The following is a 25,894-nucleotide window of genomic DNA, read 5'->3' on the forward strand; positions in this document are numbered from 1 at the left end:
CGTTTGATAGGGTCGTATTTCTTTTCAAAACAGATCAAGCGCTTGCGTTACACTTCAAGAGTTGACTTCAATCCATGCGCGATTTTATATACCCGCCTGGAGATAAGCTGAGCGTCTAACATGAAAAAATTGTCTAAAAACCACGCGAAACCGCGCTGGGAGAATCCGCAGTGAAGGACCTTGGAGCGCGCCTGGAGTCACTTGCGGTGACGGCCGGATTGCCGTCGGAGACCCTGGCACTGCTGTTCCTGGTAAGTGCCGCGGTGATAGCACACCTTGTCTTAGGCTACCTGGTGCGGCGCTTGCACGATGCCGTGCAGACCAACAGCTACAACTGGGACGATGTTGTTGTCACGGCGCTGGCCCGCCCGCTGCGCGTTGTGCTCTGGGTGGTGGTGGCTTATGTCGCAATCAACCTCTACGTTGTCGGTGATAGCTGGCAGACGTACCTGTCCACCACCTACGATACGTTGCTGGTGATGGTTTTGGCGTGGATCCTGCACCGACTTATCGGTGGGGCAGAGCAGGAACTGCTCAGCTCGCGTTATGGCGATAGCGGTTCAAATGACAAGGCCACTGTGCACGCGGTGGCGCAGCTTCTGCGTGTGGCCATGTGGGTGATTGCCGGCCTGATGATCCTGCAGAGTGTCGGCGTGTCGGTCTCCGGCTTGCTGGCCTTTGGCGGTATAGGTGGTATTGCCGTCGGTTTCGCCGCCAAGGATCTGCTGGCCAACTTTTTTGGCGGGCTGAGTATTTATCTGGATCGACCGTTTACCGCGGGCGACTGGATCCGCTCACCCGACAAGCAGATCGAGGGCACGGTTGAAGACATAGGCTGGCGACTCACCCGTATCCGCACGTTCGACCAGCGGCCATTGTATGTACCCAATGCCGTGTTCAGCCAGATTGCGGTGGAAAACCCGTCGCGCATGTTCAACCGGCGAATATACGAGACCATCGGCATCCGCTACGAAGACGCCGATAAAATGGGGCCCATTGTAGAGCAGGTCAAGGCCATGCTGCTTGCCCATGAGGAGATCGACCCGTCGCGCACGCTCATCGTGAACTTCGTCTCGTTTGGTCCCTCTTCCCTGGACTTTTTCGTCTATACGTTCACCCGCACTACAGATTGGGTACGTTTCCACGCTATCAAGCAGGATGTTTTATTGAAAATTCTTGAGATTATTCATGCCAATGGCGCAGATGTCGCCTTTCCGACACAAACATTGAAAATGCAGCAGGTGGTGCAAACCGGACCGGAGGCGTCGGCATGAGGATACTGGGAATCATCGGCGGCACCGGCATCGATCAGCTGGACGGCCTGGAGATTGTCGAATTGCATGAGCAGGAAACACCCTTCGGAGCGCCGTCTCGCGCCGTGCAGGAAGGGCGGCTGGGTCGGCAGCGATTATTTTTCCTGCAGCGCCACGGCAGTCCCAGGGCGATTCCCCCGCACCTGGTCAACTACCGGGCCAACCTCTGGGCCTTGCAGTCCCTGGGAGTCACGGATGTCGTGGCGATCAACGCAGTCGGCGGCATCAGTGCCGACATGCGACCGGGGAGGCTGGTGATTCCCGATCAGATAGTCGACTACACCTGGGGGCGTGAGCACACTTTCGATACCGGCGCCGACGATACCCTGATGCATATCGACTTTACCTACCCCTATGACCGCGGATTGCGTGAAGCCCTGCTGGAGACAGCGCTTCATGAACAAATTCCACATCGGGGTGATGGGGTACACGGCGTGATGCAGGGGCCTCGCCTGGAGACGGCAGCGGAGATTCGTCGTATGGCCAGTGACGGTTGCGACCTGGTGGGTATGACGGGTATGCCCGAGGCTGCGCTCGCCCGCGAGCTCGGCATCGCCTATGCCAGTGTATGCATGGTGGTTAACGCGGCGGCGGGGCTGGACGACAAACCCCTGACCCTGGACATGATGCGCGAGACATTGCAGCGGGAAGCCGCAGTGGTGGGGCGTCTGCTGGGCGCGCTGGCCGCCTGCGGGCGTTTCTGACTCCCGGGCCCCGGTTGGAGGTGTGTTCGCTGGTGTGTCGGTGGGTGGCGCAGAACAGCAGTCAATCCTTGCTGCGAGTCCTGCTCAGTTCAATGCGGTCGCGCCGGCGAGCTCGGTGTCGGCCATAGCCTTCAGTTGATCCTCGTCCAGGGGCGTGAAACGGATCACTACGCCCAGCAGGGGATGATCGATGTAATGCACTTCGTTGCTGCGCATACGCCTCTTTTGCTGCAGTAGCACTGCATGTCGCCAGGGGTAAACCGGACCGGTATCTTCCACTTCAGCGATGGGTTCATTCGGGTCCGGTGTGTCCAGTGTGCCTGGCTGCGCAGGTGCCGAGACAAAATAGGGCTCCTCTTCGGGCACCGGCTCCGCTTCCTCCACTATCACCGCGGGTGGCCCCAGTGGCGGCGCGGGCATCCGCCACGCATTGTTGGGGAAATACTCCCCCCGGGTGTTAAGCCAGAGGTTGGTCTCCAGGTGCAGGTAACGGGAAATATGAATCTTGACGCTGCCCTGCAGCAGGGGCCAGTCGCCACTATCCCCTGAGCGGTCGATTACCAGCGGTATGGCGCTGTCCTTGCCCAGGACGGGCTGCACCCAGCGTTCGTGGAACAGGGTGCGATATCCGCCACTGCGCTGCATATACGCTGCCTTGCCATAGAATTCACTCTCACCCAGTGGCAGGGCGACAAATGGGGTGGGCTGCATGGCTGATGAGGCCGCTGCCGCGTTTGCCGGCTCAACGGTAACGCGGCTGTCGGCAGCGGTCGGCAATGCCTCGGCTTCCATGATCGCCCCATCATTATTCTGCTCAGCCCTTAACCAGAGGCGTCCGAATTCGTCTAGTTCACTGATCCCCGGGTGTTCCGCCCGACGCGCCGCCACCTGTTCGGGGTAGATCAAAAACCGCGCTGTTCCCGGATAGGCCAGCTGTGGCAGCGCGTCCCATTGCTCACCAGTGTCAGCCTCGGGCTGGCTGAAAATTAACAGTTCTACCTGATACCAGCGCTGTTCCTGTTCCTGTTCCTGTGCCTGGGTGTGGATAGCCAGTAGTGAAAGCAGGGCGATGATGGAAACAAAAGGAAAGGGATTCGAGTGCATCAGGCAGCGTTTTCCGTGGCGTCATTGGCAAATCGGTCGAGAAGCGTTTCCACATACTGCACGCGCTGGGCCTTGTCATCCAGATCTTGCTCAAAACGCAGGCGGGTGGCGCCGGCCAACTTGTATGAGCGGGGATCTGACTGCACCAGGTTTACCAGGGACATTGGATTGACGCGGGTGTTCTCCTTGAAGTCGATACTACCACCACTGGCGCCGGCTTCAATGGCGCGAATGCCCAGGGACTCCGCCCGCAGACGCAGCCTGGAAACCAGGAAAAGGTTGCTCACCTGTTCCGGAAGCAGCCCGAAGCGGTCAATCATTTCCACCTGCAGTTCTCGTAGTTGGTCATCATCGGCGGCGGCTGCGATACGTTTATACAGCACCAGCCGTGTGTTGATGTCGGGAAGGTAGTCGCCGGGTATCAGGGCAGGGACGTGGAGGTTAACTTCCGTGCCGGCGTCAAGGGGGGCGTCCACGTCGGGAATCTCCCCGCGTTTGAGTGCGGCCACGGCGCGTTCCAGCATGTCCATGTAAAGGGAAAAGCCCACAGAATGTATCTGCCCGCTCTGCTCGTCGCCCAGTAGTTCGCCCGCGCCGCGAATCTCCAGGTCATGGGTGGCCAGCATGTAGCCTGCGCCCAGATCTCCGGCGGCCTCGATAGCCTCCAGGCGCTTGCCGGCGTCAGCGGTGATTGCGGATCGTGGCGGCGTCAGCAGATAGGCGTATGCCTGGTGGTGAGAGCGGCCCACGCGACCGCGCAGCTGATGCAACTGCGCCAGGCCAAATTTGTCTGCGCGCTCGATAATGATTGTGTTGGCGTTAGGAATGTCGATACCGGTTTCGATGATCGTAGTGCACAACAGAATGTGATGGCGCTGGTGGTAGAAGGCGGACATAACCTGTTCCAGCTCGGTTTCGCGCATCTGCCCGTGTGCGACCCCAACCGTCAACTCCGGGACCAGTTCACGCAGCTTGCGCGCGCTTTCCTCTATCGACTTCACCTCGTTATGCAGGTAATACACCTGGCCACCGCGCAGGGTTTCACGCAGTACCGCTTCCTTGATCAGCGCAACGTTATGCTCGCGCACAAACGTTTTGATTGAAAGGCGACGTGCAGGCGGCGTGGCGATGATGGACAGGTCGCGCATGCCGCCCAGCGCCATATTCAGCGTGCGTGGTATAGGCGTGGCGGTCAGGGTGAGAATGTCGACTTCCGAGCGCAGCGCTTTGATCGCCTCTTTTTGCTTCACGCCGAAACGATGCTCCTCGTCGATGATCAGCAAACCCAGGTCGTCGAAGTGGAAGTCACTTTGCAGCAGTTTGTGCGTGCCCACCAGTATGTCGATTTTACCCTCGGCAATGCGCTTGCTGACCTCGCGCATCTGGGCCGCGGACTTGAAACGGGAAACCACTTCCACGTTCACCGGCCAATCGGCAAAGCGGTCGCTGAAGGAGCTGAAATGTTGTTGTGCCAGCAGTGTGGTTGGTACCAGCACCGCGACTTGTTTGCGGTTTTGGGTGGCGACGAAGGCCGCGCGCATCGCAACCTCGGTTTTGCCGAAGCCCACATCGCCACATACCAGTCGATCCATCACCCGGGGATTGCGCATGTCGTCGATGACCGCCTTGATGGTCACTTCCTGGTCGGGTGTCTCCTCGAAAGGGAATGCGGCGGAGAACTGGTCATAGGTGATGGGGTCAACCTCGAAAGCAAAACCCTTCCTGGCCTCTCGTCGCGCATAGACTTCCAGCAATTGTGCTGCGATGTCATTGGCTTTCTCGCTGGCTTTACGCCGCGCCTTGTCCCACTGCTCCGAGCCCAGCGTATGCAGTGGCGCCAGGTCCGGGTCGGAACCGGCATAGCGGCTGATCAGGTGCAGCGAGGCAACGGGCACATAGAGCGTCGAGCCGCGGGCGTACTCCAGGGTGAGAAATTCTGTTTCCTGTTCATCCACAGTCAGCGATTGCAGGCCCACGTAGCGGCCGACGCCATGTTCCAGGTGCACCACGGGCACACCTTCACGTAACTCATTGATGTCCCGGAAGACATTGGCATTGGTGGCCTCGGCGCTGGCCCGTCGGCGCCGCCGCTGTGCCACCCGGTTGCCGAACAGCTGCGCCTCGCAAACCAGCGTTGGTTTGCCCGGCCCGAAGTAAAGGCCGCGATCCAGCGGAGCAGTGGCTATCGCGAAGGGCTCGCCCGACGCCAGGAAACTGTGCCAGTTACTGGTGGTGGGAGGCGTCAGGCCGTGCTCTCGCAGTGACTGCAGCAGGATTTCCCGGCGCCCTGCAGTTTCCGCACAAAGCAGGACAGGCCCGCCATGCTCGTTGATGAATCCGGCCAGGTTGGCGGCTGCCGAGCTGACGGTCTGGTCGGTGGCCAGGTCCGGAGGGGGTAAAACAGCGGTTTTCTGGTGGACGGGTGCCTCCGCCGTGTGCCGCAGTTCCAGCACCGGAAACTTGCCCAGCAAATGGTAGAACTCTTCCACAGGGGTAAACCCCTGCCTGGGCGGCAATAGCGGTCGCCGCGGGTCGATACCATATTCTTCGAAGCGGCTGCCCACTTCATGCCAGAAGTGCTCTGCCGCATGGTGATGGTCGCCAGTGACAATAAGCGCTGTATTGTCAGGGAAGTAATCGAACAAGGTCGCGCAGTGCTCGAAGAACAGGGGCAGGTAGTACTCGCAACCACCCGGGCTGCGGCCTGCGCTGACCTCGCTATAGGTGGGGCAGCTGTCGTGGTCTACATCAAAGGTTTCCCACCAGTTCATCTGGAAACGGGTGATTGCACGGCTGTCCAGCGGGTATTCGCGCGCCGGTAACAGGTTAATGGCGCTGACCTTGTCCACGGTGAGCTGGTTTTCTGGGTCAAAGGTGCGCAGCGTATCGACCTCGTCGTCCAGCAAGTCGATGCGGAAGGGCAGCGAGGAGCCCATGGGGTAGATGTCAAACAGCGATCCGCGCAGCGCAAATTCGCCATGTTCGAAGACGGTGTCTACATTGCGATAGCCATTGCGTTCCAGGTCCCGGCGAAAACTGTCCAGGTCTATACTTTGTCCTTCTTCCAGAACCAGGCTAGACCCGGCCACGTAATGCGTGGGCGGCAGGCGGTGCATTAGCGTCGGTACCGGCACCACCAGGATGCCGCCACGACAGTGGGGAAGTCGATGCAACGTGCTCAGGCGTTCCGAGATGATGTCCTGATGGGGTGAAAAGTTATCGTAGGGCAGGGTCTCCCAGTCAGGGAAAGCCAGAATTTCAAGGTCGCCGTCCAGGTAAAACGGCAGCTCCCGCTCCAGCGCGAGCGCTGAACTGGTGTCTGCTGTGATCACCACCAGTAGCTGCCCCGGGCTGGCGAGTTCGGCAATACAGCGCGCGTCGCTGCCCCCGTAAAACGGCCCCACGGCTGTTCGGGTCCCGGGCTTTTCAGGCCAGGGCGTATCCTGGATCAGGGCGGTAAACATGAATCTCGGTCTGTTGTCAGCTTGCGGGGGCGCATTGTATCGCGCTCGCGGCCGGGGTCTCCAGTGGCGTGACCGGATAGATTGTAAAAATGCCGGGGGCAGGTTGCGCCCGCCCAGCCATCGGACGATAATACGCGCCCCCTTCGATGCCATTACCCAGGATTGAGAGCCGTGAACGACCGCAAGAGAAAACGCCCAGACGATTATTTCAAGGATTGGAAGCAGCGCGAGGCCCTGGCTGAGGGGATGATTCCCATCGTTGGCAGCCTGTCGCGGGAACGCAACGTCAAGTGCTACATCTACGGCAAGTCACTGGTAAACCGTTCGGTTACCGAAATAATGAAAGACCACCGTTACGTGCGCCAGTTGGAAGCGAACGAGTTGTCGGAATTCGAGACCTTTCCGGTCCTCTCCGAACTCGCCAAGCTTGACCTGGGGCCTGCGCATATCGATGTTGGCCGCATTGCCGTTAATTATTACGACAAGGGCAAGGGAGAGGGACTCTCCGTGGAAGAGTTCGTGCGCCAGGAAGTGGCCGAGGACATTGGCTCCCAGTCCAAGCCGTTGGAAAAGCCCCAGGACGTGGTGCTCTACGGATTCGGTCGTATTGGCCGGCTGATGGCGCGCATCCTGATAGACAAGACGGACGGAGGCGACGGATTGCGCCTGCGCGCCGTGGTCGTGCGCAAAGGCAAGGCCCCCAATGACCTGGTCAAGCGGGCCAGCCTGCTGCGTCGCGACTCAGTCCACGGTGCATTTGATGGCACCATCCGCGTGGATGAGGAACGTCAGTCCTTCGTCGCCAATGGTAACGAGGTGAAGGTGATCTATGCCGATGGCCCGGACACCATAGATTACACCCAGTATGGTATCGACAATGCCATCGTCGTTGACAATACCGGCGTTTGGCGTGATGAAGCCGGCCTTTCCCTGCACCTCAAGAGCAAGGGTGTTGCCAAGGTCGTGCTAACGGCACCGGGCAAAGGCGACCTGAAAAATGTCGTACACGGCATCAATCACGAAATGATCGAGCCAACCGATAGTATTATTTCGGCCGCCTCCTGCACCACTAACGCCATCGCGCCGCCGCTCAAGGCCATGGATGATGAGTTCGGGATTCTTGCCGGTCATGTGGAAACGGTGCACGCTTTCACCAATGACCAGAACCTGATCGACAACTACCACAAGGCATCGCGTCGCGGTCGCGCCGCGCCACTGAATATGGTGATCACCGAGACCGGCGCCGCTACGGCGGTGGGCAAGGTGTTGCCGCAGCTGCTTGGCAAGCTGACAGGCAATGCGATTCGTGTGCCCACACCCAATGTGTCAATGGCAATCCTCAACCTTACCCTGGGCAAGGAAACGACAGCGGAAGAGGTGAACGAGTACATGCGCAGCCAGGCGTTGCACTCGTCGTTGCGCAACCAGATCGACTTCTCCAACTCTCCTGAAGTGGTCTCCACCGACTTCGTGGGCTCGCGTCACGCCTGCATCTTTGATGCCCAGGCCACCATCGTCAATGGCAATCAGGCGGTGTTGTATCTCTGGTACGACAATGAGTTCGGTTACAGCTGCCAGGTGCACCGCATCGTGGAGCAAATGGCGGGCATCGACTTCGCTGTTTACCCCAAGGAAGCCTGACGCGAGCCTGGCCACGGATGTCCCCCTGCAAATAGCCGGGGGTATTGTGTGGCCAATCTCTCTTTTGCTTCGCCGCTCCGGGGTCTCCAACCCGGTTCCTCTCTCGCCTCAGGCGCCCGCTCATCCCTCCTGGGGTATTCGACTATAGTCGTAATATCCCCGCAAAACCTGTTCAAAATCAAAGAACTGCCTACGATATTGTGGTCTTTTTAAGGCGCTTCTTCTATAATGCGCGCGGTTTGGGGCAGGTGGTACAGCGTGCCATCCCAGAGCGGCAGAAGTAGCAAGGAATCGGTGAGGTAAGACCCCCGGGAGCCTTTGAGATTTCTGCACCGCAGTGTCCCGGGCCATCTCACACACTAGTTTCTGTAGGCAGATCGTATGATCAAGATCAAGCAGGGTATGGATATCCCTATCCAGGGAGCGCCCCAGCAAGTTATTGAAGATGCACCTGCGGCGCGCGCTGTGGCGCTGGTCGGATTCGACTACGTTGGTATGAAGCCGACAATGGAAGTTCAGGAAGGGGACAGGGTCAAGCTCGGCCAGCTTCTCTTTACCGACAAGAAAACCGAGGGCGTGCGCTATACCGCGCCAGCGAGTGGCGTCGTGTCGGCAATCAACCGCGGTGCACGACGTGTATTGCAGTCGGTCGTCATCGACATTGATGGCGATGACGCCGTGGCTTTTTCGCGCTACAACGCTGATCAGATTGCGGGTCTCGAGTCCTCAGCGGTGCGTGAACAGCTGATTGAGAGCGGCCTGTGGACCGCATTGCGCACCCGGCCTTTCAGTAAGGTGCCTGCTCTGGACGGCGAGGCCGCTGCCATCTTCGTTACCGCGATTGATACGCATCCCCTGGCAGCGGACCCGGCAGTGATTATTGCCGAGCAGCCCGAAGCGTTTGCCCTGGGTCAGGACCTGTTGGCCAAGATGACGGGCGGCAAAGTATATGTATGCGCGTCGGCGGATGTGCAATTGCCCAAAGGCAAGGCTGCGAATATCGAAGTCGCAGGGTTTGGCGGTCCCCACCCAGCCGGCTTGCCCAGCACACACATTCACTTTCTCGAGGGCGTCGGCGTCGAGAAAACCGTGTGGCAAGTAGGCTACCAGGACGTCATTGCCATGGGGCGCCTGTTCCTCGACGGTCGGCTCTATACCGACCGGGTTATCGCATTGGGCGGCCCCCAGGTTGAAAACCCACGCTTGCTGCGCACGCGTCTGGGCGCAGACCTGCAGGCACTGTGTGCCGGGGAATTGAAGGAAGGTGAAAACCGTATCGTTTCAGGATCTGTGCTCGGCGGTCGTGGTGTAGCAACAGGCACGGCATACCTGGGCCGGTACCATAATCAGGTTTCCGTGCTGCTTGAAGGGCGCCAGCGAGACTTCATGGGCTGGTTGTCACCAGGGGCCAAACGACACTCCCGACTGGGGATCTACCTGACCAGTTTCTTCGGCACCAAGCCTTTAGCAATGACTACCAACACCAATGGCTCAGAACGCGCGATGGTGCCGGTAGGCCAGTACGAAACCGTTATGCCGCTGGATATCCTGCCAACGCAGTTGCTGCGTTCCCTGATCGTCGGCGACACCGAGACAGCCCAGGCTTTGGGTTGCCTGGAACTGGAAGAGGAAGATCTGGCCCTGTGCACTTATGTATGCGCGGGCAAGTATGAGTACGGACCTATCCTGCGGGATAACCTGACACGCATCGAAAAGGAGGGTTGAGTCGTGGGTTTGCGCAAAATTCTTGACGATACGGAACACCACTTCACCGAAGGTGGCCGCTTTCAGAACTGGCACGCGCTTTACGAAGCCGTGGACACCATTTTTTATTCCCCCGGTTCCGTGACCCGAAGCACGGCGCACGTGCGTGATGGTATTGACCTGAAGCGGATTATGATCACGGTCTGGTTCGCGGCTTTCCCGGCGATGTTTTACGGTATGTACAACCTGGGCTTCCAGGCGACCGATGTGATGGCCGCGGGTGCCGGCGTTGAGGGTTGGCGCGGCTGGTTGATCGGCCTTCTGGGTGGCTATGACTCCGGCAATCTGTGGCACTGCTTCTGGTACGGCGCGGTATTCTTCCTGCCTATTTATGCCGTCACCTTTATCGTGGGCGGCTTCTGGGAAGTGTTGTTTGCAATGAAACGCGGCCACGAAGTCAACGAGGGTTTTTTCGTTACTTCTATCTTGTTTGCGCTGATCTGTCCCCCCGATGTGCCGCTCTGGCAGGTGGCGATGGGCATCAGCTTTGGTGTGGTGATCGGCAAGGAAGTCTTTGGCGGCACGGGCAAAAACTTCCTCAATCCGGCTCTGACCGGGCGGGCGTTCCTGTACTTTGCTTACCCGGCGCAACTCTCCGGTGATACGGTTTGGGTTGCCGTGGACGGTTATACCGCTGCGACCCCGCTGTCCATCGTTGCTTCCGACGGGATGGCGGCATTGCAGTCCCAGGTGTCATGGACAGACTCTTTCCTGGGCTCTATCCCTGGCAGCATAGGTGAGACATCCACGCTGGCGATCCTGATTGGCGGGGTCATTCTGCTGGCCACCCGCATCGCTTCCTGGCGTATCGTTGCCGGTGTGTTCATCGGTATGTTCGCTCTCGCGACGCTGTTCAACATGGTGGGCTCCGACAGCAATCCGGCCTTCGCCATGCCCTGGTACTGGCACCTGGTCACCGGTGGTTTCGCCTTCGGCATGATATTCATGGCGACGGATCCGGTATCCGCAGCGATGACCAACGCCGGCAAGTGGGGTTTTGGAATCCTGATCGGCCTGATGACGGTACTGATCCGAGTTGTTAACCCGGCCTTCCCGGAGGGGATAATGCTGGCGATTCTCTTTGCCAACCTGTTTGCTCCGCTGATGGACCACTTTGCGGTCCAGGCCAATATCAAGAGGAGGCTTGCTCGTGTCCAGTAATGATGGCATCAAGAAAACCCTGTTTGTTGCATTCGCTCTCTGCATCGTTTGCTCGGTGATTGTGTCCACCGCTGCGGTTGTGCTCAAGCCGGCCCAGGAAGCCAACCAGGCCCTGGATCGTAAACGCAATATTCTTGCAGCTGCGGGAATGCTCGATGACAGCATGAGTGTTGAAGAGCAGTTCGCCCAGATGACTACTCGTGTAGTAGACCTGCGCACCGGCAAGTTCACCGATGAGGTGGATCCCTCAAGCTACAACGAACGCAAGGCCGCCAAGGATGCGTCGCTCTCCGAGGCGTTAAGCAGCGAAGAGGATATCGCCAAGATCTTCCGTCGCGAACACTTCGCCGTGGTCTACCTGGCAGAAGACGCACAGGGCGGAGTGGAGAAGATCATCCTGCCCATCCGTGGATATGGCCTGTGGGGTACGCTGTTTGGCTACATTGCCCTGGAAGGGGATGCCTCTACCGTCGCCGGAATCGGTTTCTACGAGCACAAGGAAACCCCCGGGCTTGGCGGAGAAGTGGATAACCCGCGCTGGAAGGCGCTGTGGTCGGGCAAGCAGGTCTATGAAGACGGCGAATTGGAACTGGAAGTGGTGAAGGGCACAGTAGACCCCTCCGCAACGGGCGCGCAGTACCAGGTAGACGGTCTGGCCGGTGCGACCCTGACCACGCGCGGCGTGTCCAACCTTGTGCAGTACTGGCTGGGTGAAGGCGGCTTCGAGCCATTCCTCAATAACCTGAAATCCGGGGAGGCCTGATCATGGGTTCTATAAAAGAAACGCTCACTACACCGATTTTCAAGGACAATCCGATTGCCCTGCAGATTCTCGGTATCTGTTCTGCACTGGCGGTAACCTCCAGCATGCAGGTGACGCTGGTGATGTGTGTGGCGCTGACCACGGTGGTGGCATTTTCCAACCTGGGCGTGTCACTGATCCGCAAGCACATCCCGGGCAGCATTCGCATTATTGTGCAGATGATTATTATTGCCTCGCTGGTGATCGTGGTTGACCAGGTGCTCAAAGCCTACGCCTATGCCATCAGCAAGCAGCTGTCGGTCTTTGTCGGACTGATCATTACCAACTGTATCGTAATGGGCCGCGCTGAAGCCTTTGCCATGAAGAACCCGCCGCTGCCCAGCTTTATCGATGGTGTGGGCAACGGGCTGGGATATTCGGTGGTGTTGATTGCAGTCGCTTTCTTCCGCGAGTTGTTTGGTACGGGCAAGTTGCTCGGCATCGACATTCTGCCTGTAGTGACTGAGGGTGGCTGGTATGTGCCCAACGGTCTGTTGCTGCTCCCACCCAGCGCGTTTTTCCTGATTGGCGGCTTTATCTGGGTGCTGCGCAGTTTCGACAAGAAACAGGTGGAGGAACCCGATTTCAGAATTGCCAAACATACCGTAGCAAAGGAGGGCGTGTAACATGGAAGAGTTATTGAGCCTGTTCGTTCGCTCGATCTTTATCGAGAATATGGCCCTGGCCTTTTTCCTGGGCATGTGTACTTTCCTGGCGATCTCCAAGAAAATTGATGCGGCCCTTGGCCTGGGGATTGCGGTCGTTGTCGTGCTGACGATTACCGTCCCGGTCAACAACCTGATCTACAAGTACTTGCTGGCCGACGGCGCGTTGGCGTGGGCGGGGCACCCCGAACTCGACCTGAGCTTCCTTGGATTGCTGTCCTATATCGGCGTAATCGCGGCGATTGTACAGATCATGGAGATGTTCCTGGATAAGTTCGTGCCTGCGCTGTACAACGCGCTGGGCGTATTCCTGCCACTGATAACCGTGAACTGCGCCATCCTGGGTGCGTCTTTATTCATGGTTGAGCGCGACTACGACTTCACAGAGAGCGTCGTCTTCGGTGCCGGTTCCGGTGTCGGTTGGGCACTGGCGATTGTCGCTCTGGCGGGTATCCGGGAAAAGCTGAAGTATTCTGACGTGCCCGATGGCCTGCAAGGGCTTGGCATTACTTTCATCATCGTTGGACTGATGTCGCTCGGCTTCATGTCTTTCGGTGGTATTGATTTGTAAACGGGGTCACGAGACATGGATTTGACTATTGTATTTGGCGTGGGCATGTTCACCGCGATCGTGCTGGCGCTGGTTGCCATTATCCTGATGGCGCGCAACACCCTGGTAAGCACGGGTGATGTGCAGATCGAGATCAACGGCGAGAAAACCATTACCGTCCCCGCAGGGGGTAAGTTGCTGCAGACATTGTCCGAAAACGGGCTGTTCCTGCCCTCGGCATGTGGCGGCGGTGGTACCTGCGCACAGTGCAAGTGCATAATTTCTGAGGGAGGTGGTTCCATGCTGCCCACCGAAGAATCTCACTTTACCAAGCGCGACGCCGCAGAGGGCTGGCGCCTTTCCTGCCAGACCGCGGTGAAGCAGGACATGAAGATTGAGGTGCCCGAGGAAGTGTTCGGGGTCAAGCAGTGGGAGTGTACTGTTGAATCAAACCCCAACGTGGCCACTTTCATCAAGGAGTTGACGCTGCGCCTGCCCGAGGGTGAGAACGTGGATTTCCGCGCCGGTGGCTATGTGCAGTTGGAGTGCCCCCCGCATCACGTCAAGTATTCTGACTTTGATATCGAGGAAGAGTATCGTGGCGACTGGGAACACTTTGGTTTCTTCAAGCTGGAATCGGTGGTCAAGGAACCGGTAATTCGTGCCTATTCGATGGCCAACTATCCAGAAGAGAAGGGCGTGGTGAAGTTCAATATTCGTATTGCCACACCACCCCCCGGCAGCCAGGGCATTCCCTGTGGCCAGATGTCTTCCTGGGCGTTCAACCTCAAACCGGGCGACAAGGTCACTGTTTATGGTCCCTTTGGTGAGTTTTTTGCCAAGGACACCGATGCCGAGATGGTCTTTATCGGCGGTGGTGCAGGTATGGCCCCGATGCGCTCGCATATCTTCGACCAACTCAAGCGACTGAATTCCAAGCGCAAGATCTCGTTCTGGTATGGTGCCCGTTCACTGCGTGAGATGTTCTACGTGGAAGACTATGACCAGTTGGCGGCGGAGAATGAAAACTTCGACTGGCATGTTGCCCTGTCCGATCCCCAGCCAGAAGACGATTGGGATGGATTGACCGGCTTTATCCACAATGTACTCTTTGAAGAGTATCTGAAGAATCACCCGGCGCCTGAGGACTGTGAGTTTTACATGTGTGGACCGCCGATGATGAATGCGGCGGTGATCCAGATGTTGACCGACCTGGGCGTAGAGCCAGAGAACATCATGCTGGATGACTTCGGCGGCTGACCTGGTAGTGATGAGACTTACAGAAGCCCGCAGCCTTTGCTGCGGGCTTCTGTCGTCTGGGCCTCAATAATGATGCGTTTCTCTGTTCTCCGATTTCCGTTGATGCTGGCAGCCCTGCTGCTGGTAGCTTCTTGCGACAGGGCCCCCACGCTGCACAAATTGAGCGGGCCAACAATGGGCACCGTCTGGCACGTGACGCTGAGCGTACCGCCGGGCCAGGCGTTGACGCGGGATGAGTTGGTGCAGGCGATTGAGGCGGAACTGGAGGTGGTTAATGCGAGTATGTCCACTTACCGCGAAGACTCGGAAATCTCACGTTTTAATCGCAGTCCGGTCGGCGAGTGGTTCCGGGTCACGCCGGATTTTGTCCGGGTACTGTCTTCAGCTATCAGCGTGGGTAAGGCGAGCAACGCTGCGTACGACGTGACGGTGGGCCCCCTGGTCAACCTGTGGGGTTTCGGGCCCGGTGGCGACGCAGTGCAGCCTCCCGCGCAGGCGGCAATTGATGAGGCATTGGGCAGGGTGGGTCAGGATAAGCTTCGTGTCGACGCAGCGGACTCAGCCGTATTGAAGTCTGCCGGCGTCTACCTGGATTTTTCTTCAATCGCCAAAGGTTACGCTGTCGACAGGGTGGCCAGCAGACTTGCTGCCCTGGGCATAGTTGATTACCTGGTGGAAGTTGGCGGTGAAATGCGTGTATCCGGCAAGAGCCCTCGTGGAGACGCCTGGCGGGTGGCGATTGAACAGCCCGACGCGCAGCAGGTCGGCATAGCCGGTGCTATTCGCCTGGTTAATGCTGGCATTGCCACGTCGGGGGACTACCGTAATTATTTTGAGTCGGACGGTGTGCGCTATTCCCATACTATCGATCCGCGTACGGGGCACCCTGTTGCCCATGAACTCGTATCGGTTACAGTGGTCCACCCTAGTACGATGCTGGCTGATGCATGGGCTACTGCCTTGACCGTGATGGGGGCAGAGGAGGCCTGGTCGGTGGCAGAAGAGCAGGGTTTGGCGGTATATTTAATCGAGCGTGACGGCGGCAGTTATACCAGCCGTCACACGGAGGCTTTCACACCGCTGCTGGAAGCGCTCCCGCAAGCACAACCCTAGGCAGAGGTTTACGGAGAGAGAATTATGTCCATGTTTCTGATCAGTGCACTGGCGATCGCCCTGGTAATGACTGCGATGGCCGTTGGGGTAATCATGGGTCGCGCTCCTATAAAGGGCTCCTGCGGCGGTATGGGTGCCCTGGGTATAGATACCGCCTGCGAGCTTTGCGGTGGAGATCCCAAGCGTTGCGACGAGGAAACCCGCGACGGAGAAGTCGGTCGCGACAATCCAGAACTCTTCTATTCCGCCGATAACCGCAAATAGTAGACGATAGCTTCCATTTGAGTGCCAGCCGGGGTCATACCGTCAGCAATTACGCTCCCTTCATTGGCCTGCGTTACAGCTTCAGCCGCAAGCGCAACCGCTTTACCTCAGTCATCGCCATGGTATCCATGTTGGGTATGGTGCTGGGTGTGGCCTCGCTGATCACGGTTTTGTCGGTGATGAACGGTTTTGGCGAGGAACTTCGCGGCAGAATCCTGTCACTGGTGCCGCATGGCTTCGTCGAGGCGAGGCAGGGCAGCGTTGCTGACTGGGAGTCGCTGGCCTTGCAATTAACTGCACACCCCTCGGTATTGGCGGTCTCGCCGTATATCACTGATAAGGTCATCTTTGCCAACGGGCGCAGCTTGCGCGGCGGCGTATTGACGGCCATCGACCCCGAACTTGAAGCCGGTGTTTCACGGATGCCGCAGTCAGTGGTGCGGGGCTCGCTGGAGAGCCTGTCACAGCGCGGGTTTAATGTTGTGATGGGGGCCTCTCTGGCGCGTATGTTGGCGGTGACGGTCGGCGACCACATCGAGGTGACGGTGCCGCGTTTGACGGTGACGCCACTGGGCGCTTTTCCACGCAGTAAACGCCTGACCGTAACCGGAATTTTTGAGGTGGGCGCACAACCCGATGCCTACCAGGCCTACATCGGCCTCGGCGCAGGCCAGAAGTTGCTGGGCCCCCGGCAGGGGGTGGACGGGCTGCAGTTAAAAACCGATGACCTGTACGCCGCGCCGGACACGATGCGGTCGCTGTCGCGGGAACTGCCGCCAGCGCTGCAGGTAAAGGACTGGAGCCAGACCCAGGGTACCTTGTTTCAGGCCGTTAAGATGGAGAAAGTGATGGTAAGCCTGCTGTTGCTCAGTGTGGTGGCGGTGGCGGCGTTCAACATCGTATCCACCCTGATTATGTCCGTCGCCGAGAAGCGCCGGGATATCGCTGTGCTGCGCACCATGGGCGCAAGGGCCGGCGGCATTATGGCGATTTTCGTTGCCCATGGACTAGCGCTCGCCATCGTCGGTATTTCCGTTGGCGCACTGCTCGGCTCACTACTGGCCTATAACATTTCCAGTATCACCTTGTTTGTTGAGAATCTTTTTAGCGTGAAGATATTCGATCCCGCCGTGTATTTCATCAGTGAGCTGCCCTCCAGCCTGCTCTGGTCTGACGTGGTCGCGGTTGTTTTTGCATCGTTTGTATTGAGCCTGCTCGCCACGCTTTACCCCGCGTGGCGAGCGGCCCGGATCGCGCCGGCAGAGGTGTTGCGTTATGAGTGAACTGGTACTGCGTTGCGATGCCCTGGGAAAAAGTTATAGCGATGGCAACCGCATCGTCGAGGTGCTGGCCGAGGTAAACCTGGAATTGCTGCCCGGTGAAAAAATCGCCGTGGTCGGAGCGTCTGGCTCAGGAAAATCCACACTGCTGAACCTGCTCGGTGGGCTCGATAAGCCCAGCAGCGGGCGTGTAGAGTTGTGTGGTCGGAATATGGCGGCACTGAAAGAGCGGGAACTTTGCCAGCTGCGTAATCGACACCTTGGGTTTGTCTACCAGTTTCATCACCTTCTCCCCGAGTTCGATGCCAGGGAAAACGTTGCTATGCCGTTGCTGATCGGCGGATTGAAGCGCAGCGCCAGCCTGCAACGTGCGGCGCAGATGCTGGAGCGGGTCGGCATGCAGCACCGGCTGGATCATCGTCCTGGCCAGTTGTCCGGGGGGGAGCGTCAGCGAGTGGCGATAGCGCGCGCCTTGGTCGCCGAACCTGATTGCGTGTTGATGGACGAGCCCACGGGTAATCTTGATCCGCAATCTGCCGCTCAGGTACTGCAGTTGATCGACGAGCTTGGGGCGCTGCAATCAGCATTTGTGGTGGTTACGCATGATCCCGATATTGCCGCCCATATGCATAGAACACTTGAGTTAACCCAGGGGCGCCTGGAGCAACGCCCTTGAACTGGGCCGAGCGCTGCCGCGTCGCGCTGCGTTACACATTCGCGTTCGGGCAGGGCCATCTGTCCACGTTTTTATCTTCGCTGTCCATGCTGGGGCTGGTTCTGGCGATCGCGTTGCTGATCGTGGTGCTCTCCGTCATGAACGGTTTCGATCGGGAAATGCGCGAACGTATTCTCTCCCTGGTTCCGCATATTACGCTTTATTCGCACCAGCCCATGCTGGACTGGGAAGCGATGAGACAACAACTCGTCGCGCACCCTGAGGTTGAGTCCGTCAGTCCGTTCACCCAGTTCGACGCGTTGTTCATGCGTGGCGCAGATATCGAGACCGCCAGGGGCATCGGTATCGTCGCTGACGACCCGGCCAGCGAACTGATGTTGGCCTCGTTGACGACCCGGCAGCGCGACAGCTTCAGTAACCGGGAGGACGCACTGCTTTTGGGTGCGGGAATCGCGCGTAACCTTGGCGTGAAAGAGGGTGAAACGCTGACGCTTATCGTCCCCGGGGGCGGTTTGACCGGTGACACCGGTGCTACCCGATTTGAGGCGCTTTATCTTGCCGGTATAGTGGAGACAGGCACCGAACTGGACCAGAGTGTCGCCCTGCTGCCGCTGTCCACCGCGTCCAGGCTCGCCGGCCTGGGGCCTGCGGTCAGTGGTTTGCGCATCAGCACCACCGAACTGTTCGGTGTTTCCCGTATCGCCTGGGAGCTGATAAACGAGATACCGGTCGGGCACTACACGACCAACTGGATGATGACCCACGGTAATCTTTATGCGGCTATTCAGCTGTCTCGCGACCTGGTCACCATATTGCTGCTTTCCATAATCGCGGTGGCCGCATTCAATGTAGTGTCCTCGCTGGTTCTGGTGGTCTTCGACAAACAGGACAACATTGCGATTCTGCGCACCCTCGGTGCGTCGGGTGGAGATATCGCGTGGATATTTGTGCTGCAAGGCGCAATGATAGGTCTGGTTGGCGCGCTCGCGGGTAGTCTGCTGGGTGCGTTGCTCAGTCAGGCGGTTCCGGTATTGGTGGCAGGTCTGGAGCGGCTACTTGATATCCGCTTTCTCAACACAGACGTTTATCCCGTGTCATTTGTACCGGTGGACCTGGTGATGCAGGATGTTCTGGTTGTGGCCGGCGTGGCCGTGGTGATGTGCCTGTTGGCCGCGGTCTATCCCGCAAGGCGGGCAGCGCAACTGGCGCCGGCAGCGGTGCTCAATCAGGATCGCAGTTAGCTTCCTTTGCAATTGCCGCGGCCGCTTCGGCTTTCATCTTCGCGGCAGTCTCACGGCGCCGCTTGCGCTCTCGCCACAGCCGGGCAACACGCAGCCGCCACAGCAGGTTGATCACAAAGTAGCCCAGTGAACCGAAAAACAGCCCGCAGAGTACGCAGCCCAGCAGGAATGGCTGCCAGATGGCGCTCAGCCGATGGTTTAACCAGTGCAGGCTCAACTCAAACTCAATGGGCTGTACAGGCACATCGATGATCATTGCCCCCAGTTTGTACGCGAGAAAAAAGATAGCGGGCATGGTCACCGGGTTGGTGATCCACACCAGTCCTACCGATAGCGGCAGGTTACAACGCATCAGCACCGCCAGTGCCGCAGCGACTACCATCTGCCCTGGGATGGGCATGAAGGCGACGAACAGCCCGACGAAGAAAGCCATTGCCGAGGAGTAGCGGTTGATGTGCCAGAGGTTGGTGGCGTAAATCCAGTTCCCCAGCACACGCAGCGACTTGATCTGTCGCATACGCTCCACGCTGGGGGTTATTGATTTAAGGGTGTTCTTTGGCATTGCCCAATCGGTCGCTTCTGATGTGCCAGTGATGCCGGTGACGTGTTTGACTGTCCTGGCGGTCTGTGGCCGTCGCTATTATGCCCCCAAAAGCATGGGTTCTCTAGATGCGCGCATGGATGTTTGGTTGTCTGCTGGGAACGCTTGCCGCAGCGTTTGCACCGCGGTTAATGTCCTACTGGCTTGTTGTCTGCCTGATATTGATTGCCCTGGGCCTGTTGTGCGTGAGCAGGCAGTGGCGCGCGCTCTTCACCAGTTCGCTGTTGCTGACGCTGGCGTTCACCTCTCTGCGAGGGCAGGACCTACTGCAGACAAGGCTGGAACCGGCCTGCAATCGGCAGACGCTCTGGCTGACGGGTAGGGTGTCATCCTTGCCGCGAAAAACCCGGGTGCGTGATGGTGTCAGCAGGCAGCGCTTTGAGTTTTCCGTAGAAAACCTGCTGCCCGCCATGTGTTCAGGTCCACGCACGGTACTGCTTTCCTATTATGGGCGGGAGGGCCTCACGCCGGGCGAGCGCAGGCAGTTCGAAGTTACCCTGAGGCGCCCCTGGGGGCTGGCTAACCCCGGCTCCTTCAATATGCAAGGCTGGTATACCCTCAGCGGTATTGATGCTGTGGGCTCCGTGCGGGGCGAGGGTGTGTTGTTGCAACATGCCGGGACCGATGCGTGGAACTGGCATCATCGCTTGCGACAAAGCATCGCCGCTGGCATTGACAACGCGGCTCTGCCTGTAGCATCGGCAGCAGTATTGAAGGCTTTGACGGTAGCAGACAAAAGCGGGATTGATCATCAGCTGTGGCGATTGTTCCAGCAGTTCGGTCTCAACCATTTACTGGTGATCTCGGGCCTGCATGTAGCCCTGGTGGCTGCCCTGGCGTATCTTGCGGGACGGTTGCTGCGTGCAGCGCTGCAACTGGCGGTAAGATCTGCTGCCAATTGGCCCTTGCCAGAATTAGGGGCGCTGTCGGCTGCCATGGGCTATGCCGCCCTCGCTGGCTTCTCGGTCGCCACCTCCAGAGCGCTGGTCATGCTGGCGTGTTTTCTGCTAGCGCGGATGACAGGTCGTCACAGTACCGGCTTCAATAACCTGCTTCTTGCCGCCACGCTACTAGTGACATTTAACCCCATGGTCGTTGTTGGCAGTGGCTTCTGGCTATCTTTCGGTGCCGTAGCGGGCTTGCTCTGGTTAGCCAGTTGGCAGGCCAGGCAGTCTCTCATGGGAAAGCTATGGCGACCGCACCTGTTGATGAGCCTGTTGATGTTGCCGGCAGGTGCGCTGTTCTTTGGAGGAATCAGCTGGGTATCTGCGCCTGCCAACCTGCTCATGGTGCCCCTGGTGGGCTGGATTATTGTTCCGCTTGCGCTGTTGGGCGCTGTGCTCAGCGTTGCGGGTAATCCACTTGCCGCGGTTCTCTGGCGTATCGCGGCGTGGCCGGTGGACTGGCTTCTCGCTCCGGCACTGTCGCTGGCGGAGCAGCAAACGCTGTTCCTGCCGGTCTCCGCCGACGGCTTTGCGCTGGCGCTGTCACTGCTTGCTGTGTTCCTTGGCCTGCTGCCCATGCAGAGGCGCTACCGACTGGTCACTCTGGCGCTGTTTTTACCCCTGCTCCTTCCGGGGCGCGCTGCGGATACCACGCCGCGTCTCAGCGTGCTGGATGCCGGACAGGGAACAGCGGTGGTGTTTAGCGCGGGGGCCCGCGCGTTGCTCTACGATACGGGTGGTGGCGACCCCGCCGGCCCCAACATCGCCAATACTGTGGTTATTCCCTGGCTGAGGCACTCGCGGTTGAGGTCATTGCAGACTTTGATGGTCAGTCACGATGACCTGGACCACAGCGCGGGTGTCGTGGATGTTCAGCGCGCGATGCCGGTGGTGTCGTTGTTGGTAGGGGAAACCCTGCTGCCGGGGGCCCGCGCCTGTCGCGCAGGTATGTCCTGGGAATGGCCCGCTGGTATCCGCTTTCAGGTATTGTCTCCGGGGGCTGCAGAGGAGGGCAATGACGCCTCCTGTGTGCTGTTGATAGATGCGCCCGGAATGCGAGTCCTGCTCGCCGGCGATATCGGGGTGGAGCAGGAACGCGAGCTCATCAGATTCTGGGGCCCGCAGCTCACCAGCGACGTGCTATTGGTGGGGCACCACGGTAGTTCAACGTCCACATCGCAGTCCTGGCTCAATCATGTATCACCGCGTATCGCGGTGATATCCGCAGGCTATGCCAGCCGTTTCGGCCATCCGCACGCGGACGTTCTCGCCCGCCTGCATACACAAGGCATTGCGGTTCGGGAAACAGCGCTGGAGGGGGCGTTGACCATTGAGGCGGGTGCTGATGGCGCGCTGCGGGTATCAGCCCATCGCGGCGGTTACCAACCTTGGTGGATGTGATTTTTCCGCTGTTCCGTCACTCTGCGCCCTGTGCGTATAATGGCGTTTCCTGGAAAAACTGGCGGTAGATGCTGTGCTGGAACTGTTGACGGCTGGCGGATGGTTGATGGTACTGATCGTGCTGTGCTCCATCGTTGTCCTGGCAATTTGTATTGAACGACTAATCACCCTGAACGCAAAGAAGATAGCGCCACCCCATCTGCTGGCTACCGTGTGGAAGCAGCTCAAGGCCGGTGAGATGGATGCCGCGCGCCTGAAGACACTCAAGCAGTCATCGCCCCTGGGGAGAATCCTGGCGGCGGGGCTGTCCAACGCCTATCACGGGCGAGATGTCATGAAAGAGAGTATCCAGGAGGCTGCCCAGCACGTGGTGCATGACCTGGAACGTTATCTCAACACCCTGGGTACGATCGCTGCCATTTCTCCACTGCTGGGCCTGCTGGGAACGGTGCTGGGGATGATCAAGGTCTTTGCGGAAATCATGTCCCAGGGCACCGGCAACGCCAGTGTGCTCGCTGGCGGAATCTCTGAAGCGCTGATCACCACCGCCGCGGGACTGACTGTTGCGATTCCCGCGCTGGCCATGCATCGATACTTTACTGGCAAGATCGACGCTATCGTTGTTGAGCTGGAGCAGGAGACGATCAAACTGGTAGATGCCCTGCACAGTGAAGAGAACGTGGAAGACAGCCCTTGAAATTCCGTCGCCAGCGCCTTGATGACGTGACCGTTAACCTGACGCCACTGATCGATGTGGTGTTCCTGCTGCTGATCTTCTTCATGGTCTCAACCACATTTACCCGTGAAACCCAGCTCAGCGTAGACCTGCCGGAGGCGCAGGGACAGGTGAAGGAAAACCTGTCTGAGCAGATTGAAATCCTGATCGATGAGAGCGGCGGCTATCGGGTCAACGGCCAGGGCCTGGTGGACAATCGTATGCGCACCCTGCAAGCCGCGATCTACAAAATATCCGCGGGGGATACCACCATGCCGCTGGTTATCACGGCTGATGCGCAGGCGGCCCACCAGGATGTGGTGCGTGCCATGGATGCAGCGGGACAAATGGGATTCGTTCACCTGAGCATCACCACGCGCCAACCGGCAGAGGGGCAGCGCATTGGCCAAGGGTGAGCATCATCCACAGCCCAACCGACAGGGCGATATGAGCGACTGGCAGCTCTATCGCCGTCTGCTGTCTTACGTGCTGCCCTACTGGTGGGTGTTTTCGCTCAGTCTGCTGGGGTACATCGTCTACTCCGCAGGGAATGTGTTGTTGGCTGACATGATGCAGTTCCTGCTCGATGCCCTGAACAATTCCGACGCGGCGGATTCCGGTCTGGTGTCGCGTTTTGCCTACGGCCTGTTCTATGAAGAAGGCATGGACAAGCTGGAGTTCACCCGAATTGCCTTTCCGGTGTGCCTGGTTGTTCTCGCATTCATTCGCTCCATGGGCTTTTTTGTCGGCACCTACTTTATGAACCACGTGGCGCGCAACCTGGTCCACCAGTTGCGCTGCGAGTTGTTCGACAAAATGTTGGTTGCGCCCAGCGCCTATTACGACAGTCACAGTCAGGGTGTATTGATCTCCAAGATCACCTACAACGTGGAGCAGGTTTCGGGCGCCGTCACCAAGGCGCTGAAAATTATCGTGCGCGAGGGCCTGACGGTCATTGCCCTGATCAGCTATATGCTTTACCTGAACTGGCGCCTTTGCCTGGTTTTTCTCGCTGTCGCGCCGCTGATTGCGCTGGTGGTGAGCGTGGTGGGCAAACATTTTCGCCGTTACAGTCGACGTATCCAGGCGTCCATGGGCGATGTCACGCAGGTCTCCAATGAGAGTATTGGCGCCTATCGGGAAGTGCGGATCTTCGGTGGGCAGCAGCAGCAGTCAGAGCGTTTTCACGGCGCCAGCGACTACAACCGGGTACAGAGCCTCAAAATGGCATTCCTGGATGCGCTGAGCACACCCGTAATCCAGACGCTGCTGTCTGTGTCACTTGCCGTGCTGGTCTGGTTCGCGCTGAATCCCAAGTTGCTGGCCGACTTCTCTGCCGGTTCCCTGGTTGCCTTCCTCACCGCCGCCGGGCAGCTGGGTAAGCCCATTCGCTCGCTTTCGGGTGTGCAAAGCATCATCCAGCGTGGCCTTGCTGCGGCAGAGGACATATTCGCGCAACTGGACGAGGAAGAAGAGAAGGACAGCGGCCAGATTCACATACAGCGTGCCCAGGGCCATATCGCCTTCCGGAACCTTTGTTTCGCCTATCCGGGAAGCGACGAGCAGGTACTGCAGGACGTCAGCCTGGAGATCCCGGCAGGACAGACGGTGGCTCTGGTAGGGCGCTCAGGCAGTGGCAAAAGCACACTGGTACAACTGCTGGCGCGCTTCTATGAGCCCACCTCCGGGGAGATCCTTCTCGACGGTACGCCCATAGACCAGTTTACACTCGCCAGCCTGCGCGAGCAGGTAGCGATGGTTTCGCAAAGCGTTACTCTTTTTCACGACTCGGTGTATAGCAATATTGCCTACGGGACCCTTGCTGACAAGGGCCGTGAAGCTGTGCAGCAGGCTCTGGACTCTGCCTATGCCCAGGACTTCATTGCTCGCCTGCCCCGGGGGATGGACACATTGCTGGGGGACGATGGCGGTGGGCTTAGCGGCGGTCAACGCCAGCGTATCGCCATTGCCCGCGCATTTCTGAAGGACGCCCCGGTGATTGTTCTCGATGAAGCGACATCGGCCCTGGATAACGAATCCGAGCATCGCATACAGAAGTCACTGGAACGTATATCCGAGGGGCGCACTACTATTATCATCGCGCACCGATTGTCCACGGTAGAACATGCGGATCGCATTGTGGTGATGGACGAGGGGCGCATCATCGCCAGCGGCACCCACGCAGAACTGCTGGCCGGGGAGGGTGTTTACGCGCAGCTTTACCATCAGGAGTTCTCTGATTAATGACCGGCCACGGCGGCGGCATCGAGGCAGCATGGTATCGCGGTGATGCCTGGCTGTGGGCACTGCGCCCTCTGGAATTATTGTTTCGCCTGGTCTCTGCGCTGCGCCGCGCGCTATACCGCCGCAACCTCCTGAGCACCTACCGTGCGCCACTACCCGTTGTTGTTGTCGGTAATATCACTGTTGGCGGGACCGGTAAAACGCCGGTTGTGATTGCACTGGTCGAAGCGCTGCATGCGCGAGGTATCACCGCGGGGGTGGTGAGCCGTGGTTACGGAGCCACAGCGGGTGAGTTTCCCCATGTCCTGACCGCAGACAGCGATGCAAGTCAATGCGGGGATGAACCGCTGCTGATTTACCGGCGCACTGCCACGCCTTGTGTGGTCGACCCAATACGAGCTCGCGCTGCCAGTACACTGCTTGAGCGATTTACCGTCGATCTCCTCATCAGCGACGACGGCCTGCAGCACTACGCGTTGCAGCGTGACCTGGAGATTGCTGTGGTGGACAACGTACGCCGGCTTGGCAATGGATTCTGCCTTCCCGCTGGGCCATTGCGTGAGCCGGCAACAAGGCTGCAGAGTGTCGATCACGTACTTTACCGAGGTAGCGCCGACCCGGAGCAGGGCGTGAGCTACAAGCCTGGTGCCTGGGTCAATGTCGCCTCTGGCGAGGAACGTGGGGTAGGGGCCTTTGCCGATGCCGACGCCGTGTGTGCGATGGCAGGTATTGGCCAGCCGCAACAATTTTTCGCGCTACTTCAGGACCTGGGCATTGCTTTTCAATCCCGGGTGTTTGCCGATCACCACGCCTATACGCGCGCGGATTTTGCCGGGCTTGAGTCACAGACGATTCTCATGACCGAGAAAGACGCGGTAAAATGTGGGGCACTGGCCGGCCCGGACGCCTGGTATTTGCGTATCGATGCGCTTTTGCCCGATAAGGTTGTCGATGCGGTCGCCGCGCTGGTACACGCCCGATAGACAG

Annotated in this window: 22 protein-coding genes; 19 read left to right on the forward strand and 3 right to left on the reverse strand. The window is 58.7% G+C overall.

What is annotated here, in order from left to right:
- Positions 1–170: 170 nt before the first annotated feature.
- Both C0039_RS08180 and C0039_RS08185 read left to right on the forward strand, forming a co-directional pair.
- Positions 171–1,274 carry a mechanosensitive ion channel family protein gene (locus C0039_RS08180; protein WP_101517802.1) on the forward strand — a complete coding sequence of 368 codons (1,104 nt, stop codon included), beginning with the start codon at positions 171–173 and terminating at the stop codon, positions 1,272–1,274.
- Positions 1,271–2,017, forward strand: a complete 747-nt coding sequence (locus C0039_RS08185) for an S-methyl-5'-thioinosine phosphorylase (protein WP_101517803.1) — start codon at positions 1,271–1,273, stop codon at positions 2,015–2,017. Before C0039_RS08180 ends, C0039_RS08185 begins: the two co-directional genes overlap by 4 nt.
- An 84-nt stretch (positions 2,018–2,101) precedes the next feature.
- Here C0039_RS08185 and C0039_RS08190 read toward each other — a convergent pair whose 3' ends face one another.
- Positions 2,102–3,121 (reverse strand): CsiV family protein, encoded by a 1,020-nt coding sequence (locus C0039_RS08190; RefSeq protein ID WP_101517804.1) that lies wholly within the window; start codon positions 3,119–3,121, stop codon positions 2,102–2,104.
- Positions 3,121–6,585, reverse strand: a complete 3,465-nt coding sequence (mfd, locus tag C0039_RS08195; protein ID WP_084179788.1) for a transcription-repair coupling factor — start codon at positions 6,583–6,585, stop codon at positions 3,121–3,123. Before mfd ends, C0039_RS08190 begins: the two co-directional genes overlap by 1 nt.
- 171 nt (positions 6,586–6,756) lie before the next feature.
- Here mfd and C0039_RS08200 point away from each other — a divergent pair, with 171 nt between their 5' ends.
- From C0039_RS08200 to C0039_RS08255, 12 genes are all read left to right on the forward strand, one after another.
- Positions 6,757–8,226, forward strand: coding sequence for a glyceraldehyde-3-phosphate dehydrogenase (locus C0039_RS08200; protein WP_076001032.1), 1,470 nt, complete (start codon positions 6,757–6,759; stop codon positions 8,224–8,226).
- Between the two features lie 381 nt (positions 8,227–8,607).
- Positions 8,608–9,951 (forward strand): Na(+)-translocating NADH-quinone reductase subunit A, encoded by a 1,344-nt coding sequence (locus tag C0039_RS08205; RefSeq protein ID WP_101517805.1) that lies wholly within the window; start codon positions 8,608–8,610, stop codon positions 9,949–9,951.
- A 3-nt stretch (positions 9,952–9,954) separates the two neighbouring features.
- Positions 9,955–11,151, forward strand: a complete 1,197-nt coding sequence (locus C0039_RS08210) for an NADH:ubiquinone reductase (Na(+)-transporting) subunit B (RefSeq protein ID WP_101517806.1) — start codon at positions 9,955–9,957, stop codon at positions 11,149–11,151.
- Entirely contained in the window at positions 11,141–11,914 is a 774-nt protein-coding gene (locus C0039_RS08215) for a Na(+)-translocating NADH-quinone reductase subunit C (RefSeq protein ID WP_076001034.1), read from the forward strand. Before C0039_RS08210 ends, C0039_RS08215 begins: the two co-directional genes overlap by 11 nt.
- A 2-nt stretch (positions 11,915–11,916) precedes the next feature.
- Entirely contained in the window at positions 11,917–12,579 is a 663-nt protein-coding gene (locus C0039_RS08220) for an NADH:ubiquinone reductase (Na(+)-transporting) subunit D (protein WP_076001035.1), read from the forward strand.
- Between the two features lies 1 nt (position 12,580).
- The gene (nqrE, locus tag C0039_RS08225; protein ID WP_076001036.1) at positions 12,581–13,189 is read left to right on the forward strand and encodes an NADH:ubiquinone reductase (Na(+)-transporting) subunit E; all 609 of its coding nucleotides are present in this window, start codon (positions 12,581–12,583) and stop codon (positions 13,187–13,189) included.
- 15 nt (positions 13,190–13,204) lie between these two features.
- Positions 13,205–14,428, forward strand: coding sequence for an NADH:ubiquinone reductase (Na(+)-transporting) subunit F (gene nqrF, locus C0039_RS08230; RefSeq protein WP_076001037.1), 1,224 nt, complete (start codon positions 13,205–13,207; stop codon positions 14,426–14,428).
- 69 nt (positions 14,429–14,497) lie between these two features.
- The gene (locus C0039_RS08235; protein WP_101517807.1) at positions 14,498–15,541 is read left to right on the forward strand and encodes an FAD:protein FMN transferase; all 1,044 of its coding nucleotides are present in this window, start codon (positions 14,498–14,500) and stop codon (positions 15,539–15,541) included.
- A 24-nt stretch (positions 15,542–15,565) separates the two neighbouring features.
- The gene (nqrM, locus tag C0039_RS08240; RefSeq protein WP_076001038.1) at positions 15,566–15,805 is read left to right on the forward strand and encodes a (Na+)-NQR maturation NqrM; all 240 of its coding nucleotides are present in this window, start codon (positions 15,566–15,568) and stop codon (positions 15,803–15,805) included.
- A gap of 17 nt (positions 15,806–15,822) precedes the next feature.
- Positions 15,823–17,088: a lipoprotein-releasing ABC transporter permease subunit gene (locus tag C0039_RS08245; protein ID WP_101517808.1), complete on the forward strand. Its 1,266-nt coding sequence runs from the start codon at positions 15,823–15,825 to the stop codon at positions 17,086–17,088.
- Positions 17,081–17,761: an ABC transporter ATP-binding protein gene (locus tag C0039_RS08250; protein WP_101517809.1), complete on the forward strand. Its 681-nt coding sequence runs from the start codon at positions 17,081–17,083 to the stop codon at positions 17,759–17,761. Before C0039_RS08245 ends, C0039_RS08250 begins: the two co-directional genes overlap by 8 nt.
- Positions 17,758–19,002, forward strand: a complete 1,245-nt coding sequence (locus C0039_RS08255) for a lipoprotein-releasing ABC transporter permease subunit (RefSeq protein ID WP_101517810.1) — start codon at positions 17,758–17,760, stop codon at positions 19,000–19,002. The genes C0039_RS08250 and C0039_RS08255 overlap by 4 nt, the downstream gene beginning before the upstream one ends.
- Here C0039_RS08255 and C0039_RS08260 read toward each other — a convergent pair.
- Positions 18,983–19,564 (reverse strand): DUF2062 domain-containing protein, encoded by a 582-nt coding sequence (locus tag C0039_RS08260; RefSeq protein WP_076001040.1) that lies wholly within the window; start codon positions 19,562–19,564, stop codon positions 18,983–18,985. The genes C0039_RS08255 and C0039_RS08260 overlap by 20 nt on opposite strands.
- Before the next feature lie 107 nt (positions 19,565–19,671).
- Here C0039_RS08260 and C0039_RS08265 point away from each other — a divergent pair, with 107 nt between their 5' ends.
- The 5 genes from C0039_RS08265 to lpxK all read left to right on the forward strand — a co-directional run bounded on the left by C0039_RS08265 (position 19,672) and on the right by lpxK (position 25,890).
- Complete coding sequence (locus C0039_RS08265; protein WP_101517811.1) at positions 19,672–21,948, forward strand: DNA internalization-related competence protein ComEC/Rec2; 2,277 nt, start codon at positions 19,672–19,674, stop codon at positions 21,946–21,948.
- 73 nt (positions 21,949–22,021) lie between these two features.
- Positions 22,022–22,645: a MotA/TolQ/ExbB proton channel family protein gene (locus C0039_RS08270; RefSeq protein WP_076001042.1), complete on the forward strand. Its 624-nt coding sequence runs from the start codon at positions 22,022–22,024 to the stop codon at positions 22,643–22,645.
- A complete protein-coding gene (locus tag C0039_RS08275; protein WP_101517812.1) occupies positions 22,642–23,079 on the forward strand; it encodes an ExbD/TolR family protein in 438 nt (145 codons plus the stop codon). The genes C0039_RS08270 and C0039_RS08275 overlap by 4 nt, the downstream gene beginning before the upstream one ends.
- Positions 23,066–24,907 (forward strand): lipid A export permease/ATP-binding protein MsbA, encoded by a 1,842-nt coding sequence (gene msbA, locus C0039_RS08280; protein WP_341476648.1) that lies wholly within the window; start codon positions 23,066–23,068, stop codon positions 24,905–24,907. Before C0039_RS08275 ends, msbA begins: the two co-directional genes overlap by 14 nt.
- Positions 24,907–25,890 (forward strand): tetraacyldisaccharide 4'-kinase, encoded by a 984-nt coding sequence (gene lpxK / locus C0039_RS08285; protein ID WP_101517813.1) that lies wholly within the window; start codon positions 24,907–24,909, stop codon positions 25,888–25,890. Before msbA ends, lpxK begins: the two co-directional genes overlap by 1 nt.
- Positions 25,891–25,894 lie beyond the last annotated feature (4 nt).

Origin of the sequence: Pseudohalioglobus lutimaris (genome assembly GCF_002866825.1) — a bacterium.
Classification (GTDB): domain Bacteria; phylum Pseudomonadota; class Gammaproteobacteria; order Pseudomonadales; family Halieaceae; genus Halioglobus; species Halioglobus lutimaris.

What these genes read in the sequence shown, in the direction of transcription:
- C0039_RS08185 (WP_101517803.1), top strand. Translation starts at nt 1,271, where the DNA reads ATGAGGATACTGGGAATCATCGGCGGCACCGGCATCGATCAGCTGGAC.
- C0039_RS08190 (WP_101517804.1), bottom strand. Translation starts at nt 3,121, where the DNA reads ATGCACTCGAATCCCTTTCCTTTTGTTTCCATCATCGCCCTGCTTTCA.
- mfd (WP_084179788.1), bottom strand. Translation starts at nt 6,585, where the DNA reads ATGTTTACCGCCCTGATCCAGGATACGCCCTGGCCTGAAAAGCCCGGG.
- C0039_RS08205 (WP_101517805.1), top strand. Translation starts at nt 8,608, where the DNA reads ATGATCAAGATCAAGCAGGGTATGGATATCCCTATCCAGGGAGCGCCC.
- C0039_RS08220 (WP_076001035.1), top strand. Translation starts at nt 11,917, where the DNA reads ATGGGTTCTATAAAAGAAACGCTCACTACACCGATTTTCAAGGACAAT.
- nqrE (WP_076001036.1), top strand. Translation starts at nt 12,581, where the DNA reads ATGGAAGAGTTATTGAGCCTGTTCGTTCGCTCGATCTTTATCGAGAAT.
- nqrF (WP_076001037.1), top strand. Translation starts at nt 13,205, where the DNA reads ATGGATTTGACTATTGTATTTGGCGTGGGCATGTTCACCGCGATCGTG.
- C0039_RS08235 (WP_101517807.1), top strand. Translation starts at nt 14,498, where the DNA reads ATGATGCGTTTCTCTGTTCTCCGATTTCCGTTGATGCTGGCAGCCCTG.
- nqrM (WP_076001038.1), top strand. Translation starts at nt 15,566, where the DNA reads ATGTCCATGTTTCTGATCAGTGCACTGGCGATCGCCCTGGTAATGACT.
- C0039_RS08250 (WP_101517809.1), top strand. Translation starts at nt 17,081, where the DNA reads ATGAGTGAACTGGTACTGCGTTGCGATGCCCTGGGAAAAAGTTATAGC.
- C0039_RS08260 (WP_076001040.1), bottom strand. Translation starts at nt 19,564, where the DNA reads ATGCCAAAGAACACCCTTAAATCAATAACCCCCAGCGTGGAGCGTATG.
- C0039_RS08265 (WP_101517811.1), top strand. Translation starts at nt 19,672, where the DNA reads ATGCGCGCATGGATGTTTGGTTGTCTGCTGGGAACGCTTGCCGCAGCG.
- lpxK (WP_101517813.1), top strand. Translation starts at nt 24,907, where the DNA reads ATGACCGGCCACGGCGGCGGCATCGAGGCAGCATGGTATCGCGGTGAT.